This window comes from Variimorphobacter saccharofermentans (genome assembly GCF_014174405.1).
Taxonomy (GTDB): Bacteria; Bacillota; Clostridia; order Lachnospirales; family Lachnospiraceae; genus Mobilitalea; species Mobilitalea saccharofermentans.
This window is the reverse complement of record NZ_JACEGA010000001.1, coordinates 551,763-569,908: the sequence shown is the minus strand read 5'-3', so window position 1 is coordinate 569,908 and position 18,146 is coordinate 551,763. Positions and strand designations below refer to the sequence as shown.

17 protein-coding genes are annotated in these 18,146 nt (G+C 41.8%); 1 reads left to right on the top strand and 16 read right to left on the bottom strand.

What is annotated here, in order from left to right; all coding sequences use genetic code 11:
* Positions 1-9: 9 nt before the first annotated feature.
* From H0486_RS02610 to H0486_RS02585, 6 genes are read right to left on the bottom strand one after another with little or no spacing between them, the layout of a single operon-like run.
* The gene (locus H0486_RS02610; RefSeq protein ID WP_228351522.1) at positions 10-834 is read right to left on the bottom strand and encodes a restriction endonuclease; all 825 of its coding nucleotides are present in this window, start codon (positions 832-834) and stop codon (positions 10-12) included.
* 11 nt (positions 835-845) lie between these two features.
* Entirely contained in the window at positions 846-2,039 is a 1,194-nt protein-coding gene (locus H0486_RS02605) for a cysteine desulfurase family protein (protein WP_228351521.1), read from the bottom strand.
* Positions 2,036-2,416 (bottom strand): DndE family protein, encoded by a 381-nt coding sequence (locus H0486_RS02600; RefSeq protein WP_228351520.1) that lies wholly within the window; start codon positions 2,414-2,416, stop codon positions 2,036-2,038. Before H0486_RS02600 ends, H0486_RS02605 begins: the two co-directional genes overlap by 4 nt.
* A 3-nt stretch (positions 2,417-2,419) precedes the next feature.
* Positions 2,420-4,564: an AAA family ATPase gene (locus H0486_RS02595; protein WP_228351519.1), complete on the bottom strand. Its 2,145-nt coding sequence runs from the start codon at positions 4,562-4,564 to the stop codon at positions 2,420-2,422.
* Complete coding sequence (gene dndC, locus H0486_RS02590) at positions 4,551-5,942, bottom strand: DNA phosphorothioation system sulfurtransferase DndC (protein ID WP_228351518.1); 1,392 nt, start codon at positions 5,940-5,942, stop codon at positions 4,551-4,553. Before dndC ends, H0486_RS02595 begins: the two co-directional genes overlap by 14 nt.
* The gene (locus H0486_RS02585; protein ID WP_228351517.1) at positions 5,929-6,267 is read right to left on the bottom strand and encodes a helix-turn-helix domain-containing protein; all 339 of its coding nucleotides are present in this window, start codon (positions 6,265-6,267) and stop codon (positions 5,929-5,931) included. Before H0486_RS02585 ends, dndC begins: the two co-directional genes overlap by 14 nt.
* 208 nt (positions 6,268-6,475) lie before the next feature.
* On the opposite strand from H0486_RS02585, the gene H0486_RS02580 reads away from it, so the two are divergent.
* Complete coding sequence (locus H0486_RS02580) at positions 6,476-7,477, top strand: phosphoadenosine phosphosulfate reductase family protein (protein ID WP_228351516.1); 1,002 nt, start codon at positions 6,476-6,478, stop codon at positions 7,475-7,477.
* 71 nt (positions 7,478-7,548) lie between these two features.
* Here H0486_RS02580 and H0486_RS02575 read toward each other — a convergent pair whose 3' ends face one another.
* The 10 genes from H0486_RS02575 to H0486_RS02530 form a co-directional block, all read right to left on the bottom strand.
* The gene (locus H0486_RS02575; protein WP_228351515.1) at positions 7,549-8,355 is read right to left on the bottom strand and encodes an LPD16 domain-containing protein; all 807 of its coding nucleotides are present in this window, start codon (positions 8,353-8,355) and stop codon (positions 7,549-7,551) included.
* A gap of 254 nt (positions 8,356-8,609) precedes the next feature.
* A complete protein-coding gene (locus H0486_RS02570; RefSeq protein ID WP_228351514.1) occupies positions 8,610-10,034 on the bottom strand; it encodes a relaxase/mobilization nuclease domain-containing protein in 1,425 nt (474 codons plus the stop codon).
* Between the two features lie 13 nt (positions 10,035-10,047).
* Positions 10,048-10,380 carry a plasmid mobilization protein gene (locus tag H0486_RS02565; protein WP_127067680.1) on the bottom strand — a complete coding sequence of 111 codons (333 nt, stop codon included), beginning with the start codon at positions 10,378-10,380 and terminating at the stop codon, positions 10,048-10,050.
* Positions 10,374-10,742: a DUF4316 domain-containing protein gene (locus tag H0486_RS02560; RefSeq protein ID WP_228351513.1), complete on the bottom strand. Its 369-nt coding sequence runs from the start codon at positions 10,740-10,742 to the stop codon at positions 10,374-10,376. The genes H0486_RS02565 and H0486_RS02560 overlap by 7 nt, the downstream gene beginning before the upstream one ends.
* Positions 10,714-12,861 carry a type IA DNA topoisomerase gene (locus H0486_RS02555; RefSeq protein ID WP_228351512.1) on the bottom strand — a complete coding sequence of 716 codons (2,148 nt, stop codon included), beginning with the start codon at positions 12,859-12,861 and terminating at the stop codon, positions 10,714-10,716. The genes H0486_RS02560 and H0486_RS02555 overlap by 29 nt, the downstream gene beginning before the upstream one ends.
* Entirely contained in the window at positions 12,858-15,011 is a 2,154-nt protein-coding gene (locus H0486_RS02550) for a JAB domain-containing protein (protein ID WP_228351511.1), read from the bottom strand. Before H0486_RS02550 ends, H0486_RS02555 begins: the two co-directional genes overlap by 4 nt.
* Positions 15,001-15,171 (bottom strand): hypothetical protein, encoded by a 171-nt coding sequence (locus tag H0486_RS02545; RefSeq protein ID WP_228351510.1) that lies wholly within the window; start codon positions 15,169-15,171, stop codon positions 15,001-15,003. Before H0486_RS02545 ends, H0486_RS02550 begins: the two co-directional genes overlap by 11 nt.
* The gene (locus H0486_RS02540; protein ID WP_228351509.1) at positions 15,155-15,946 is read right to left on the bottom strand and encodes a DUF4366 domain-containing protein; all 792 of its coding nucleotides are present in this window, start codon (positions 15,944-15,946) and stop codon (positions 15,155-15,157) included. The genes H0486_RS02545 and H0486_RS02540 overlap by 17 nt, the downstream gene beginning before the upstream one ends.
* Entirely contained in the window at positions 15,933-16,265 is a 333-nt protein-coding gene (locus tag H0486_RS02535) for a DUF4315 family protein (RefSeq protein WP_228351508.1), read from the bottom strand. The genes H0486_RS02540 and H0486_RS02535 overlap by 14 nt, the downstream gene beginning before the upstream one ends.
* 50 nt (positions 16,266-16,315) lie before the next feature.
* Complete coding sequence (locus H0486_RS02530) at positions 16,316-18,124, bottom strand: C40 family peptidase (protein ID WP_228351507.1); 1,809 nt, start codon at positions 18,122-18,124, stop codon at positions 16,316-16,318.
* Positions 18,125-18,146: the final 22 nt, after the last annotated feature.

Below are 18,146 nucleotides of genomic sequence, written 5' to 3'. Positions count from 1 at the left end.
CGATACGTATTACTCAAAGAAATCCTCGTTGATCTTATATACCGTGTATGTCTGTACTTTTTCTAAGCCAATTCCATATTTAACCATCAGTTCTGCGAGCAAATCTCCATCTATAAGCTTCAAACTCTTTTGCTGCTGTTTCTCAGCATAATTTCTTGCTTCTTTTGTAAAAGAAGATGTTGTTATAAATACACCTTTTTGAACATCCTGCATAGCTCCAACAAAAGCCTGCAACAGCGGTCTGCCAATAGTGTTTCCACTATCATTTCTTTTCGCCTGTATGTAAATCTTGCTTAATCCGAGCTTATCCTCATAAATAACACCATCGATTCCGCCATCGTGCGATTTACCCAATACTCGACCAGATAATTCATCGGATCCATATCCCATTTCAAGTAAAAGATTAACTACCAACTGTTCAAAGAAACTCGGATGGCAATCTAATATATGGTCTAAAATCTGTCTCTTAATATTGTTTTTATAAAAGAGATAGGTAAGATCTATTTTTTCTTCTGGTAATAAATCATCCTCTGATACAGGTTTGTTTTTCTTTTTTGCCTCTTCTTTTTCAATCTGCCCTTCTTGATTCTCCTTAACCAAGGCATAAAGGTTTCTCGTCCCTTTTTGCCCTACGATGGTAAAGTATTTAACTGGTGATGCGCCCGGGAAATCTAATCCTTCACAATGGCACCGTAGTTTCGCATTGACTGCCGCCTCTGGATCCTTTGCACCAAACTGGTATAAGTTTCTCTCTTTAATTTTTAAGTATGCTTCTTTATATGTTAAACTCTCATTATCTTTAAGAACTTCAACCAATGCATCTACAATTCTCATACGTTCACCTTCTACAATTCTTCTCTCAATATCTTTATCAGCTGATTGACTTCTTCCTCTGTTGTATATTTGTTTAATGATATTCGTAACACCTTTGAAACCTTATCTTCCAATCCTAATGCTGTTATTACATATGAAGGCTCCCCTGCGCTACATGCAGAACCAGTTGACAAAGCAACTTTATCACTAATATGCTTAATAAATCTCTCGTTATTAAAATCCTTCTTATCAACCACTATGCTTATAATTCCAGGCAGTCTATTATCTGATTTATTTGTCAAAGAGATAGCCGGTATTGCCGCTACACCAGCAATGAACATCTGATCAAGGCTTAAAATTCTTGTTTCATTTGCAGCCAAATCTCTTAATGCGATTTCTGCAGCCTTACCAAATCCAACAATATTATGAACAGCCAAAGTTCCCGCCCTAAAACCATTCTCCTGTTCTCCGCCATGCATGAAGGCTGTAATAGGTGGAATGCCATATGCATCACTCTTTACAAAAGCGGCACCAACTCCCTTAGGGCCATAGATTTTATGTGCCGAACATGATGCAAAATCTATACCCAAACCGTGAACGTCTATTGCCATTTTCCCAATGGCCTGTGTCAAATCAGAATGAATTGCAATCCCTTTCTTTGCACACAACTTAGCAATTTCAGAAATATTACTAATGGTTCCAACTTCATTATTCACATAAATGACAGATACCATAGCTGTGTTATTCTTAATTGCTTCATCTATTGTTGTAACCAAGATTTCACCGGTTTCAGTTATACCAACAAAGGAAGCCTCATATCCTCTATTCACTGTTTTTTTGCCACCAAACAAAGTTACTGTCGGGTCATTATTTGAATACAAATCACCATTGAGATACTTGCATGTGTTCAAAGTAGCCTTATGTTCAGCAACCGATGTAATGATATGATTCTTTCCATCTCCGTAGTAACGACGATAGTCCATATACCCTTTGATGATAAAGTTCGTGCTCTCCGTTGCCCCAGCTGTAAAAACAATTTCTTGCGGATTAGCTCCTACTAGTTTTGCGACCTTGGCACGTGCTTCTTCTACCGCATTGTGGGCATTAACTGCCTTACAATAGTATTTACTTGAAGGATTTCCATATTCTTCCCTAAGATAAGGTAGCATTGCATCCAACACTTCTTCATCCACAGGAGATGTTGCGCTATTATCAAAATAAATCATACGGTATCACCCACTCCTAATACTTGAAGTATATATTTATCCATATTCCCTGCATGATTATACATATCAAGTAACAACTCACTTCCTCTATCAATATGCGCTTTTACATATTTAGGAAAGAATTCTTCTTCCGGTAAATATCTGCCTTCAACTTCCTCAATTAACACCTTAAAGTATGTTTCATTATCTCCTGTAATTGTCTGTCTATTGAGATCCAGTCCATCAGAATCCGATTCATAATCAGCCACAGAGGTATTCTCCTTAAGCGACCATGCTATAGCATGTTTCACTAAAGTGTACGGCTTATAATTTGTTCTATTTTCCAACTCTTGGAATATTTCCTGAGTTCTCTTTGAAGTTTTTAATCTAAAAATCATTGCTTACACCTCGAAAAAATAATGGTTTTCAACAGTAGTTCTGTTTTGACTTTCATCATTTATTAGAAGGTATTCCTTTGCGATATAAGGCTTGATAATCTCGTAATACTCTTCATTGATTTCTTCATCTGTTGAAAGAATAACTACCTGCTTACTGATATTAGGGAAAAACTTCTCTGATATCTCTCTTCTATGATTAGCATCAATACGTGCATAAGGAGTATCAATAATAAATGGTATATCCTGACCGGATAATTCAATAATTGCCCAATACAAAGACAAAATAAATATCTGTCGTTCTCCCTTTGACAAGCGACTGATGTCAATACGCTTAAATAAATCAAGACTTTTTTTCTTCTTTTCAGCCTCTATTGCCTGCTGCAACTGCGGCACTGTATCAACTTTATATTCATCACACAGAAGTTTCATACCCTGCTTTCCAATCTCCTGAGCAAACACCTCTTTTCCAAGATTCTTTAATAAATAAAGCAGCTCTGTTGTACTGTACTTCACATTTTGATAAAGATTGAATTGGAAATCATCTTCTATCTCAATATGAGTAATTAAATTATTCTTTCTGTATATGCGCTGCAAATTCTGAACAATAAGCTTTTCAAGATCTCGCTTAATCGATTCAGATTTGTTCTCAAGCATCATTCCCATCATCTGCGATAAGCCGGTACTTAATTCAAATACATGTTTATTCCGAGCCTTATCCTTGATGCTCTGGAACGCATGATTTCTTTGCTGAATCGCAATTGTCAGCTCTTCTTTCACTGTATTTAAACGCATCTCAAATTTGTGAATTCTCGATAAAATTTCATCTTTCCTTTTCAGCAACACATTCTCTTTTTCAGCAAATCTTCTTGCATCTTCATCTTTCATTGCATTTTTTAGAATACGATTGATTTCCATAGTTCTATCGGCTGCTGCTTTTCTTTTTCCAACCAGTTTAACCATGGCCTCAACATCGAAATCATCAATTGCTGAAATCATTGCATTAACTCTTCCAGAATCCTCCTTTGAAAGATCATGAACAGGCTGTGCACCTTCTTTGAATCCTTTCGGTTTGAATTTCTTCAGTAAAAACTCCATCAATGCGTCAACAGTAGCATCACTAACTTCCTGATTCCCATTTAGTGTATTCTTTATTTCCTGTTTCTTTAATTTTTGCTGAACATAATAATAAATCTCACCCTTTTCCTCAAAATCTAACTGGTCAGAAATTCTTCCTGTAAAATCCCGAAGAATAAAAAATGGCATTAAACCTTCAACAAACATTTTGATTTTTGTAAGAGCTTCTGTTTTTGTATGCTCCATCTCCGAGAACTCTTTTAAAAGTGCTTGACGCTCAACTTCAGTTATTCCGCCAGCATTTTTAAATGCAGTTTCAACCTCCATTAATTCAGTCTCAACCTTTTCTAGCTCATCTTTATCAGCCTCAATTTGGGCCTCGAGTTCTGTATAGCTTGTCTCTATTTCTTCAGCATTTTTTCGCAGTTCTTCATACTGCGCATATATCTCTTCTTCATCTGTACTTTCTGCTTTACCTGCATATCCCGTAGTATACTTGCGAATAATTTCAAAGATATCTAATCCGCATAATGTATAAATCGCATTCTTTACATATGAATTGTAGGTACTTGTTGAGAAAATGCTTCCCACTTCTTCTCCATCAAACAAGAAGAATTCAAACAAATCTGGTGGAATCATCCCCTGCAAATAATTCTGAAAATATGACAATTCTTGTTCATCTAACAAACAACCATCTGTTTTAACATAGTATTTCTCTTCTAGCTTTTGTTTCGTATAATCCCACTCTCTGGTTATCTCATACTCTTTAACTTCTCGCTCAACCATTAAAGACACTGATATCTGAACGCGTGACTCTACTACGTCTTGTTGAAAAGCCTTTGAATTAATGCAATCTTTTATTTTTGCAATATACTTCGGATTAACCCCTACATATCCAAAAGACAACGGTCCATACAAAGCGATTTTTATGGCAGTAAACAACGATGTCTTTCCTGCACCATTCTTTCCACCAATCAGAATAATATTTTTATTACTATCATCACTTGTAAAATCAAACTCATTCAATCCCTCATAGGAGTTGAAATTGTATAACACTATTTTATTTATTTTCATCTTCAATCTCCTTTAGGATTTCATGATGAAGCCATTGCTGATTAAGCAAGCGCTCCATTGCGTCTTTCATAATTCTTTGGTTAGAAAAATTCTTATTATGGTAAACAGACAAAATAATATTTCTAACTAAGTCAAATGGTACATCATTCGCTACTGCCAATCTTTCCAATTCATCAACAGTCTCTTTATCAACAAGTGGTTCTTTATACTGATACCAAGGTAATCTTTCCCCGGTTAATTCTTCGTATAATTCAACTAATGTACGTCTTGATAAATCTAACTCATCATCCCAAATTTCATCTATTGCCTTAAGTTCTTCCAAGGTAATCAGCTCATATCCCATCTGTTGCTGAGTTTCTATCAGTTTTGTCAAAATAAGTTTTCTTGCCTCCCAGGTAAATGGACCGTATCCCATTTCCCCGGTCTTTGTTTCGTAAACGGTTCCGTTCCTACGCTTTTTCTCTCTATATTCGTCTTTGTCACGAATACTCATAATCCATGTTCGGAATTCAGCCAATGGGATTAATTCACGATGTCCGCTTCTGATGAATCCATTCAAAGACTTATCATCTTTAACAACAGTACAAACCCAACATCCAAATCTTGAATTACCACAAGACTGTGTCTGACCACCTGCATGAACGCCAGCAAAAGGACACTCTCCACTATCTGCATCCGCATACAATGCCACAAGTTCATTGTTATTTGATCCCCAAGGAGTTTTTCCACCATCAAGTCTTAACAGTACATCCCAAACGTCATCAGTAGTTAATTCAACAATCGGGTTATATACATATGCATCCTGAATAGTTTCGTGTCTATTCATAAGACGATTTGCAAGTTCTCTTCCTTCAATTCGTCTTCTACGTGCTTCGCTCTCAGCTTTCCGAACTCCCAAAAGCACAACAACTTCTTCGCCTTCTTTTTTTATTACATCTCTGATATAATCAGCGCTAGGATTTATCTTTAATCTGTCTGTACACCATCTAAACGTTCCGTTCATTCTTGGAGTAGGAAATCCTCTACCTATTACATTTGCCCAAAATGAATTGTCTGCCGGTGGTGTTACCATTGTTGAAATAATTGGTAATTTATCATTTACCGCTGCCTCTCCAAGAAGTTTATTCATCTTACTGAGATATATCTTTATTAATGGATTCTCAATAAGAGTATCCGAAGATACAATATATACATTCTTGTTTCTTTCATCTTTGGGAAGAGTTAAAAGCATCTTATAAACCAATTCAACGACGGTCGTAGAATCCTTTCCTCCGCTATACCCAATTACCCAAGGGCGCTTATCTGACTGATATACATATTTGATTTCTTCTATCAGTTCTTCTAGCGTGTTCTCATTAAAATAACTATTCGTTGCCATCGTTGCTACCTCGATGCTGAGCTACCTGACTTAATAAACCAAGGCTCAGCTCCTTTCCTTCGTCGTCCATTTGTTTGATATAACTTATAATTTTTCGTTCCACATCATCTGCATCATCGCCAAAAAACTCTCTGCCCACCAACTGATCAAGCGATATATTATAAATGTCAGCAAATTTTTTAAGTTGCTCTATATCCGGTGCTGTTACACCTCTTTCGATATTACTAATAACTTGCTGCGAGACATTTAACATTTCAGCCAGCTCTGTCTGTTTGTATTTTTTACTTTTTCTTATTTCTGCTAATCGTTTTCCTATTGTTTGCATGTCTTTCATACTCCATCATAGTAAATGATACAAAAGGGCATAATCCACCCAGTGTGCATAATCATACCAAATACAAATTATACACGAAAATAGCAATAAATACAATAATATTATGTATTTCATCACTTGACTAACAATATTCTTGTATTATATAATAAATACAAACTTTTTGTTAGTTTTATACATTATTGAGAGGAGAAAAACAAAGATGGTTTGTAAAAAATGCTTAGAAGAACTTACTGCTGATAATGTTTATCCCTCAGATCACAGATACTGTATAACGTGTGGTACTGAACACACTGCATATCTCTCTGAACGCAGACATACATTAGCATCATTGCGCGAAATGAATCTTGAGTCCAAGATTATTCAAACAAAATATCTGATAAAATGTGCTGTCATGGAATTTGGACTTGATAAAGTATACATTTCATATTCCGGCGGAAAAGATTCAACCGTCCTTTCCCACATTGCCAAAAACATGTACCCTAATATTTTGCACTTGTTTGCAAATACAACAAATGAATATCCCGAAACCATTCAGCATATTAAATGGGAAAAGGAAAAAAACGGCACAAACATTATTACTGTCCTTCCCATAGATTGCCAAGGAGAACTTTGGACATTTAAAAAAGTAGTTGAACGATATGGATATCCGATGTTTTCCAAACGGGTATCTAGTGCCATAAGAACATATCAGCATGCTCTTTCTGAACGCACAAAGCAAAATTCGCAAAATTACATTAACCGTAACTTTAAAAAATATGATAAATACAAAGAATTACCAATTTCAGATAAGTGCTGTGACAAACTAAAAAAAGAGCCTCTTCGTCGAAAAGCAAAAGAACTAGGACTAGAATGCGCCATCTTAGGCATTCTTGCCTCCGAAAGTTACCAACGCGAAAAAGATTGGTTAGAATATGGATGCAACGTATTTCACGAACGAAATGATAATCAAAGTCGCCCATTGTCTTTTTGGACAGATGAAGATATCCTCGAATACATCTCCAAATATAATGTAACAATTCCAAAGCTCTATGAGATGGGCTATAGCAGAAATGGTTGTATGTATTGCGGTTTTGGTGTTCATTTAGAACCTTCCCACTGTAATAGATATCAAAAGCTAAAGCAAACACACCCAATTCAATATACTTATTTTATAAATAATTTTGGTCATCTTATGCTTGAATTCGAGATAAATATTGCATAAAGGTCAATATCAAAAACGGGCGAAGTCACAGCCACCGATAGCCACAACTTCGCCCATTTACTTAACTATTCTTATCTCACCTTTTCATTTTTCTTCTTGCTACCCTTATCCACTTTTTCGTACTTCACTTGAATCTCAGACTTCTTCTCCTTCAGCTTTTCTCTTACTGATATCTTCTGTCGTTTCTCTTCCAGATACCTCTCCACCCCAGGCAGATATTCCTCCAGCGTTCCGGTTTTATATTCTGTGATGGGATTAATATCAACACGTATTCCACCAATGGAAAATTTATCTTCATGAAACAGGTTGAACAAATCATCTTCTCTTTCATTCCCACGTAGCTCAACAACCACATCCAAATCAGAATTCTTTCCTTCCAATCCTCTACACCTACTACCGGACAAAACCACTCCGCGAATAGATGCATCAAAATCATTTTCCATTAACTTTGCATTTACATATTCCTCGACAATTTCTTCAATCTCTGTTGCACTAAGAGCGTTAATCGGTTGAAAACATTGTTCCGTCTTAGCCTTAAACTCCATGACCACCCAACTATCATAAACTGCAGACCCGATTCGGTTTGCTTCCTCCTCTTCCATAGTGACTTCATCAAAATCCAAAAGAACTAATTCAGACTCCATAGAAATATTTCCCTTAGCGCCGTTCGTATCCGGATTCTGTTTTAAGTCTTCTATAATATCCTTTAATGCCTCACGAATACTAATCTCCGGATTATCATACACCCCACCGTCAATCTCTCTGTAGTTCTCATCCATTATGGAATAATCATATCCATCGTCACATTCCTGAATGCTGATAATTCTATCTGCGATCCGAAATGCAAGCTCTGTTTCTCTCATTTCTTCCTGTTGCATTTAACCCTCCTTTTCTTCAAAAACATAGATAATTCCAATGGTTTCATTCATTTCAAAACAAAGTGGCAAGCAGTGCCTTCGTGATCACACGAACGCTGTTTGCTTGTTGGAGGCACATCCCCAATCCCCTTAGAATGACATCTTTGATGTCAAGCTACGCCCTCACTTTGTGAGTGCTGATACATTCCTGCTCAGCCGGGATTACAAAAAAAGAGGGCAACCACCAACTTACATTTTGATGATTGCCCACATGCTTATCTCTGCTGCTGCCTTTTCTTTTTCAATTCTTCTTCCTGGTCCCAGGTCTTCTGAGCCGCATAGAAGGATTCCACATTTTGTTTCGCTATCTGATAATCCCGCATCTCTTTTTTCATTTTTTTGTATTCGCTGTAGGCTACCTTTTTCTCCGAAAGCAGTCTGGCAAACTCTTCATTCAAATCCTTTACTTTCGGAATCTTTCCATCCGGCAGATTGGAAAATGCTTCCTTTGCCGCTTTGTGAAGTGTGATTTCTTCTCGATGCGCCTCAAAGAATTTCTTGCTGTATCCGGATTTTCGATAGGCTATATAGATATCCCTGGTCTTGGAATAGTTGATGATGTGCGTTTTCAAAACTTTGTTCTCTGCCATTTTGGTTTCTGCATCCTTGATAATTTTCATCAGTTCATGGTATCTGGCAGCACTTCCATCTACCAATGCATCCAGAGTTTCTTTATCGTGAATATCATGTTGCTGCAAAAACAAAATGGATTCCGCGAACTGTTTCACATTATATTTCTTCGCCCATCGAACGTATCCGCCGTTCTTTCCCTGCGCCATCTTCTCCTGAATATCGACCACAAGATCAAACCTTCGTTTTTCTTTCGGGGGCTGTGCTGGTTCCCGGCTTTCCGTCTTATTCTCAGGCAGCTCCGCTTCACCGGCTATCACCTTTTTCAGATGATCCTCAGAAAAATCCTCTCCCAAAGAGCGGAACCGGATAAACCGCTTTTGCTCTTTTCCACAGATTGCAGTGTGTTTCCCGCGCTTAATCTCATATCCTTCCGCCTGCAATAGTTTGAGAAGTTCTTCAAAATCAGCCGGCTTCTGTTCCATGCATTTCAGAATATCCTCCCGGATAATATCCCTCATGCTTACTCGTTCCGGGTACTTGGTACGTCTCTGTCTCTCACTCGGTTTTACCTTTGGAATAATGGATAAACCATGCTCCAGGCAGATAATGTCGCTGAGTCTCTGCAGGGCAATTCCTGAAAACCAAAAGTCCCTGAACTTCCGGTCACAATCCAGATTGGTGGAATTGAAAATGATATGATTGTGGATATGAGCCCGGTCCACATGTGTTGCCACTATAAACGCATGCTTCCCCTTGGTGAATCTCATACCGGTTTCATATCCAACTTCATTTGCTTCCTCCGGTGTAATCTCTCCGGGCTTAAAGGACTGGCGGATCTGATAAGCAATGACATCACCCTTGGGCTGCCTCCACGTTTTTTTCAGATAATCTATTTTTGATTGTGCAAATTCCCAATCGACAAAATCCGGTTGACACTTATAAGAAGAAATATATTTTCCGTCTTCTGTTTTCTCTCCATTCTTTGCATAATCGGTTCTGTCTTTCAGACACTGCATTACGGAACGTCCCTTGTTCTGATGCATTGCTATCAGTTTTGTCGCCGCCATTCTCTCACCTGCCTTACATAATTGCAGTCAGCTTATCAAGCATCTTTCGCATTTCCTGCAAAATCTCTTTCTGGTTGTTTTTCAGTTCCTCGATGTCTTCCCGGTAGATGCTTCCGGTTTCATTCGCTCTCTTTGCGTACTGATTCAGATTATTCCCGGATATCTGCAACAGTCTGAGAATCTCCTTCAGATCAGAAAGATCCATCACGATCACAAAACCATTGAGTGCCATTCGTAACAGATATGCAGTCATGCTCCTGATACCGGCTTCCTCCATCCGCTCCTTAATCCGGTCAACTTCCTCCGGTGTGACACGGATATGAATGTATTTGGATCTCTCTACCATCCGGTGATCTCCCTTTCAAAGCAGCATCCCGGTACCGGCTTTCTTTCCGGAACAGGTACCGGAGGCGTTACCTGTTTGCTCTGTTCCTTCAGTTTTTCCAAAACCGATTTCTTATCATCCGGGATAATTTCTAGAGTGCCGACTGCCGGCTCTACCTTCACATTGTTGATCACGCCATCAAGGTTGTTGTCATTCTGCTCCACCATATCCTCAATGCCCTTCATCGGATTTCTGCTGATAGACGGTCCGGCTCCGGCGACTTCCTCCGGACTGCCGCCGCCCATATCCTCTGATACTTCCACTTCGTACTCTCCATGGATCTCATCCCATTTCTTAATCTTTCTTGTTTTTGCTTTTTCCATTTTTGCCTTCTCCCTTCTCAAAACTTAGCTGAAACACTGCTCTTTTGTTCTCATCAACCGACATCACAACCGTGGTATCATAGGTCTTTCCGGTCTTCTGTGACTTGCATCCTTTCAGCTTCACCTTTCCATCATGCAAAAGTTTGGATGCTGTCTGCTTTGTCATTTTCTTTCCAAGAGCCTCAAAGAAACGGTTCTGTTTCCAGAGGACAAAGCTGCAACCACGGTCCTCACAAAAATAACCTTTCTCCTTTTCTACCACATGTCTGCCACAGCAGGGACATGTCCCAATTTCTTCCAAAGCCGGATGCATGAGAACTTCTGCATCTTCAATGATTTTGTAATTCTTCACAAGGTCGGTAATCATTTCCTCAATCTCATCCATAAAAGAAGAATCCGCATAGGAACCCCTTTCCACATCAAGCAGCTTCTGCTCCCACTCCGCTGTCATGGAAGGTGACTGAATCTGCTCCGGCATAACCGTGATCAGAGCTACTCCTTTATGTGTCGGAATCAGATACTTGGTCTTCTTATTTCCTTTTCTCTCCACAAAGCCGATACGAACAAGCTTCTCAATGGTAGCGGCTCTCGTTGCAGATGTTCCTATTCCCTTACGCTCCACTTCCTCCGGCATCTCTTCCGCCCCGGCTCTCTCCATTGCCGAAAGAAGACTGTCTTCTGTAAAATGCTTCTTTGGTGTCGTCCTGCCCTCTTCCAGTTTTGGATCCTGCAATGGATAAGAGTTGCCTTTTGTCAGAGCAGTGATATATGCCAGTATGTCAGCATTCCCATTTTGTTCCTCTTCGTCATTTTCGGAATCTGCACGCTCTGCATTACCGCCCATGATCCAGTCCTGAATATCTCTCCAGCCTTTCTCTTTTAAGACTTTTGCCTTTGCCCTAAACACCGTATCCGCACAGGTAAATCCCAGCTCCGTCTCACTCCGGACTGCCGCATCTCCCAGGGCAGAAATGAATCTTGCTGTAATAAGACTTAAGACTTTCTGTTCCCCGGATGGAAGCTCCCCAAATTCGGCATCCGCCACATTCGCAGTGGGAATGATTGCATGATGGTCGTTGACCTTCTTATTGTCGATTACCTGTTTTGCATGGATAGGAACATGTCTGGTATATCCGAATTTCCATACCAGCTTATCCATCAGACCGGGAATCATTCCTTCCATGTCTTCCGTCAAAAAACGGCTGTCTGTTCTGGGATATGTCACTAGCTTTTTTTCATAAAGGCTCTGGGTGTAATCCAAAGTCTGCTGTGCCGTAAATCCCAGGAACCGGTTGGCATCTCTCTGCAGTGCAGTCAGACTGTAAAGCTGTGGTGCCTTTTCCTGTTTGTCTGTGGTCTCCAGCTTCGTAACCAATGCCATCTTTTCTTCTTTGAGACGGTTAAGAACCGCCTCTGCGTCCTGTTTGTTTTCAAACCGGTCGGATGTTGCAACAATGCCGGCGCTCTTAATTGACAACCTGTAAATCGGTTCCGGCTTAAATCCCTCAATCTCTGCTTCCCTCTCCACAATCATAGCAAGAGTTGGTGTCATCACCCGGCCCACATTCAGGGTCTGACCGTACAGAGTGGAAAACAGTCTGGTAGCATTCATCCCTACAATCCAATCTGCCCGCTCTCTGCAAAGCGCTGCAGTATAGAGGTCATCGTATTCTTTCCCGGCCTTCAGATTAGAAAAGCCATCCGAGATTGCCTGGTCTTCCATAGAAGAAATCCATAAGCGCTCGAATGGCTTTTTGCATTTTGCCTGATGATATACCAGACGGAAGATTAATTCTCCTTCACGACCGGCATCCGTAGCTTCCACCAGCCCTGTGACATCATCACGCTCCATTAACTTTTTCAGAATCCCAAACTGCTTTCTGGTAGCATCTGCAATCTGGTAATTCCAGTCCTTAGGCAGAATCGGAAGATCCTCATATCTCCACTTCTCATACCTTTCATCGTAGGACTCCGGGGATGCAAGCTCCACAAGATGGCCAACACACCAACTGACCAGATACCCGTTTCCCTCCAGATATCCATCCTCTCTTTTCTCTGCTCCGATTACCTTCGCAATGGACTGTGCCACAGAAGGTTTCTCTGCAATCACTAACTTCAAGCCCTTTCCTCCTTCGCTTTTGTTGTCCTGGTTTTCTTCGGTGTAGTTTCTGACTTTTCTGCTTTTTCCTTGATCTTGGACTTTACAGAAGTTTTCTTTTTCGCCTGCGTGCGCTTCTTGTCCAGATTTTCCAGTGCCTTATCCACCGCAACCTTAAGATCCGGGTTTGGCACTTTTTCCTGGGAATCCGGCACCACCGGAATAAAGCCTTTATCCTCTGCCGCCGCAGTAATCTTAGCTGCCAATTCCTGTAAAAAAGGATTCTCAACTTTAGGACTTTCCTGTGTCTGCTCCCTGTCTGCCTGTAACACTTCCAGTTTCTGGTCAATCTGGTAAATGAAATCTGCTGCAGTCTGTCGGATTTTGTCGAGTGAACTCTTTAACTCCGGGGGCTCCTTTCCCTCGGACCAGCCCGCCACATAAGAAAAGGAATAGTCAGAAGTGTTGATACCGTAATGCCGGCACACAACGTATGCCACGCTCTCGGCCTCTACCTCTTTTCCATTCCTTGATACATGATCTGCAGCTGCCACTGCATCCTTATCATGAAGCTTCTGGTGCGCCATTTCGTGAAGAAGGGTCTTGATTGTCTGAACCTCACTCATTCCATCCTGAATGGCAATTCTTTTATCTTCCTGATGGTAAAAACCCTTCGCTTCTCCATCGATCTGCTCAAAAGTAACAGGTACCGGACTGATTTCCTGTAAAGCCTGCAAAAGCTTCGGATATCCTTCAATACTTCCAACCAGTTCATCAGGTCCTATGGAGGGAAGTTCCTTCCCGTCTGTCTGTGATACATCAAACGTCTTCACCACCTTAAAGGCACGGATGGTTACCTCCACCTTTTCCGTTACCGGCTCCCCGTCTGCATCAAGCACCGGCTTTCCCTTATCATCCAGTCTGGTCTGTTCCCTCTCAATCTTGTAGGGTGCAGGGGCAAGGATACTGATACCCTTCTCTCCCTTTTTTACATACCTGCCCATCTCTTTCCATCCGGTAAAACTCTGACAGAGGCTTGCATCCGGTCTCTGCATCATGATCAGAATGGAATTGTTTACGGAATATCGGGGAAATTTCGCCATTGTGTCCAGGAACTGTTTGTATTTGTCGCTTTGAAATACCTCCACAACGCCCTTTTCCAGCTGGTCAGTTACAGCCTTTAACTGGTCGGCCTGCTTCTCCCTGGACTCAATGAACTGAATTTTCTTCTGTATTCCCTCCGGGATCTCTCCCACGATTTCTGCTTCCGGATATGCATGGATCAGCTCCGCAATCAGCTTCTGTGCATCCCAGTTGTTTCCGATTTCAGGCACATAGGATAAAGCCTCCATGTCAAACCTTTTGCCATTAAAAATATCAATCTCGCTAAACAGCTCCGGTGCCTCTTCATTTGCCACACGCACTCCAATCGCCGGAATGCCATTCATGCGCTCCGGAGAAATGCTTCCAAATATCTCCATAGCTTCCTTAACTGTCTTAACTCCGGTATGCTCTTCCCCCATCGAATGAAATTCGCTGCATTCCGCAACAGTAAGCGTTGCAGTCATCCTTGCTTCTTTTTGTACTGTATTTTCCGCCACTCTAAATCCCTCCAATTCAATATCATTCAAATCCTTCGTCAGTTTTAACGAGGATAGCGGCATCTGCTCCTTCTGGTGAAAGGAATAGTAATCCTTTCCCGGACCGACAATGACATGATCCAGAAACCTGACCCCGATCAGGTCACTCAGCTTCTTTACCCTGTCCGTAAGGACAATGTCCTCAGCACTTGGCACCAGTCTTCCTGACGGATGGTTATGAACCAGCATTATGGAAGCTGCATTTGACAGGATCGTGCTCTTAAAGATTTCTCTCGGATGCGCGACTGACTGGTCCAGTGCTCCCATGCTTACCACGTTCATGTTGATTGGTCGCCCGTCTGACTGTAGATTTACGATTGCCACAACCTCTCTGTCATAGTCCTTCAGCATATCTGCCATGACCTTAACAGCTGCTTCCGGTCCATCCATCGGAGTATCACTTAATAGAGGTGGCATATCCACCATACGGATAGCCACCTGATTCAGTTTGTACACCCTCTCTTTTTCCGGCTCCTGTGCTATGACAGAATCATAAAATCCCTGCTTTGGATGAATTCCACTAATGTTCATCCGGGTTCCCTTCTGCAACAGGGATGGTCATGGAAAAATCCTTATCCCTTAACTTTTTCAGCCTTGTCAGCACGGATTCCTTTGTGGAAGTCCTTCTTTTCTTATTCCCGATATTCAGGACTCCCTTTGCGTATCCAAGATATCTACTCTTCCTCGCCATCGTCTTCCTCCTCAGAATGGATTTCTTCTTCCGGCTCCTCATCCAGTGCATCCAGATAGTCCTCATCGTCATCGTCCAGATAATCCATATCCGGATCCGGTGCATCCTGCTTTTTCTTTGACTTTCCGGACTTAAAGTACATAAATCCTCCAATACCGCCTAATGCCAGAATAAGGATTACTCCCATGATTCCTGTTACATTCGGGCTTTTCTTCTGGGCTTCCGGTTCCGCTTCCTCTTCCTTCGGCTCTTCCTTTACTTCCTCTACGGTTGTTTCCGGTTCTGATGGCTGTTCCTCAGATTCAGTCATACCCTGGGATGCCATATATGCTTCCACTTCCTCGTCTTCCATTAACGCCAGAAGATCCGACTCATCCACCAGATTTAAGAAATGAACAGTCTCGGTTCCCTTATCATCACGATCAATGATGATATAAAAGAAGTTGCCGGATTTCGTAGTCACCGTAATAAACTGCTTGCCGCCGGCTTCAAAAGAACCATAGTCATCTACCAGGTTCATGTTTCCATCAGGGGTAAGCGGACCATAGCTTTCCTCTTCCGGCTCCTTTTCTGCTTCCTTTCCTTCACAGTAATGGTAATCATAGATACAGACTTCACAGTCCTCATTGATGCAGTCCTCCGTGCATTTTTCCTCACAGACACACTCCACTTCCTTCCCCTGCGCGAATACAGGAAGTGGTGCAAATCCCACTAATGCAGTCATGCCAACAAGCACTCCTGATACACATTTCTTCATCATCTTAGTTATCTTCATCCTGATCATCCTCCTCATTCTCATCAAACAGATTTTCCTCATCCTCTGCCGGCTCATTCCCGGCATGATTCATGGTTACAGGCTCAGGTATTTTTACCTGACCGTTTAACAATTCCTGCAATTTCCCGCTGCCTGCCAGCTGTAAGAACTGTGCCAGCTGTTCAGGAGTTAAATTGTAGGATGCAACATCACTCACAATCTGCTGGTTCTCCTCTTCCTTGAGCTTTGCCTGCAGCTGCTTCACTTTTTTCTCCGCTTCATCTCTCTTTGCGATTGCTTTTTGCAGATCTTCGCGGAGCTTGTCTAACCTTGCGTACATTTCATTTCCTCCATTCAAAAAGCGCCCCAGAAGGAGCGCTGTAATTATTGTTACTGAATCCTGCCATAGCAGTAGGCGTGTGCCCTCCAGTACGCCGTGTCATAAGATGCATACTGAATAGGGTTTCCGCAATGAACCATAATCTTATTTACCGGATCTACCACGATTCCCACATGCGATGCACCGGATGTGTTGTAGGTTCCCTGAAAGAAAACCAGGTCACCCGGCTGCACATCGGAAGCTGCCACCCTGGCTGTCGCATTCTTCCATCCGTTGGCCGTAAGTCTTCCATAATTCCATCCGTTTCCGCAGTTGTTTATGACGTAGCTTACAAATCCGGAGCAGTCAAAGCTTGTGCTTGGGGAAGATCCTCCCCATACATAAGGATAACCAAGATACTTTTCTGCTTCATTAAGCATCCGGGCAAACTGCTGGTCTGTCAGATATTCTCCCGGTACCGCATAATTCTCATACTCCTCAGATACTCCCGGATTGGCATACACGTTATCGCCAAAGATGTCAGGCTTATTTCCTCTTGTTTCAAGAAGGATCATATACCGCTGCATCTGGTCTTCCGTAAGGTTCAAGGCATTTACTGCCGCGGAAATACCATGATTGGTCAGTGTGGTATTGAGAATGTAATAGTCATATTCCACCTCGACCTGATAGGATTCATAAACCTGATAAGGAACAGAAACCGTATAGGTATAAGACTCCAGTCTCCCGTTTACCATCCGGTACCCGGTTCTTTCTTCATCCCGATAATAAGTCACATAATGCCACCTGGTCTCCGTTCTCGTTCTGGTCTCCACCACTTCCGTCATGGTCAGCGTATACTGGTAATCAAAAATGGTCTGCAACATCGACTGAACCTGGGAAGGGGTGTAATTCTCATAAAGCACCGTAAGCAGTGCCGCCAGTTCAAACGGATTGTGGGAGATCTCCGCAAGGGAATAATTGTACTCATCATACCCCGGGTGGTCCGTTTCGATATTGTCTATGGTTTCCTGCAAATCCGTTTCCAGCCCCACATAATCAGCCTCCACCTGCAGAATGTCTGAATCCTCTGCCGTAAAGGAAGTAGTAATTGTGGTAGTGTTCACACCGCCTGCCATCATGGAACAGGATGATAATGCTCCGGAGATTACCAGAACCACGATCAGAACTACCACAGCAATCACCAGCAGCATAGGATGGTCCTGTAAGAATTCCCTAATCCACTCTGCAAGCCTTCCCATCAGGTCTTCTGCCTTGTCCGTAAATCTCCTGCCGATACTTCCGATGCCGTTTGCTGCCTCTGCAGCCTGTTTCTTTGCTGCCGCCTCCGCAAATTCTCTCTGCATCAGCTTTTTTCTTGTTGCCTTTACTGTAGCGGACATTGTGCTTTCGCCTGCCTCACCTGCTTCTTTGGCTCCCTTGGCTCCCTGTACCGCATCAAGATGTTCATTTCTGGCATGAAGTTTCTTACCATAATTACTTTTCCTGATATCCCGGGCATAACTTCTCGCCTCTGCACTTCCGGCCATGGCAATACCGATTGCCTGATCCATGGCTTCCGTTCCAACATTTTCATCCTCATTCTGGATTCCTGCTTTCCGGATAGTCTCTGCCGCAGCGGTCTCCTTGTAGATTCTCTTCCGCCCCTGCTTTTTTATCTTGCGAAGCTTCTTTTCCTCTTCCGGAGTAAGTCTGGTATCCTTTTTCCCATAACGGAGCTTCTTGCGATAGCTCTCACCAGCTGAGGTCTCATTTTTCAGCTTATCCGCATGCTTTTTCTGTGTCGTCTTATTCTCCGGCTCCACACGCTTTGTTTTGGCGGACTTCTCCACCTTCTCCCTGGTATATTTTTCTTCATTCATGCATATCTAACCTTTCCGAAGA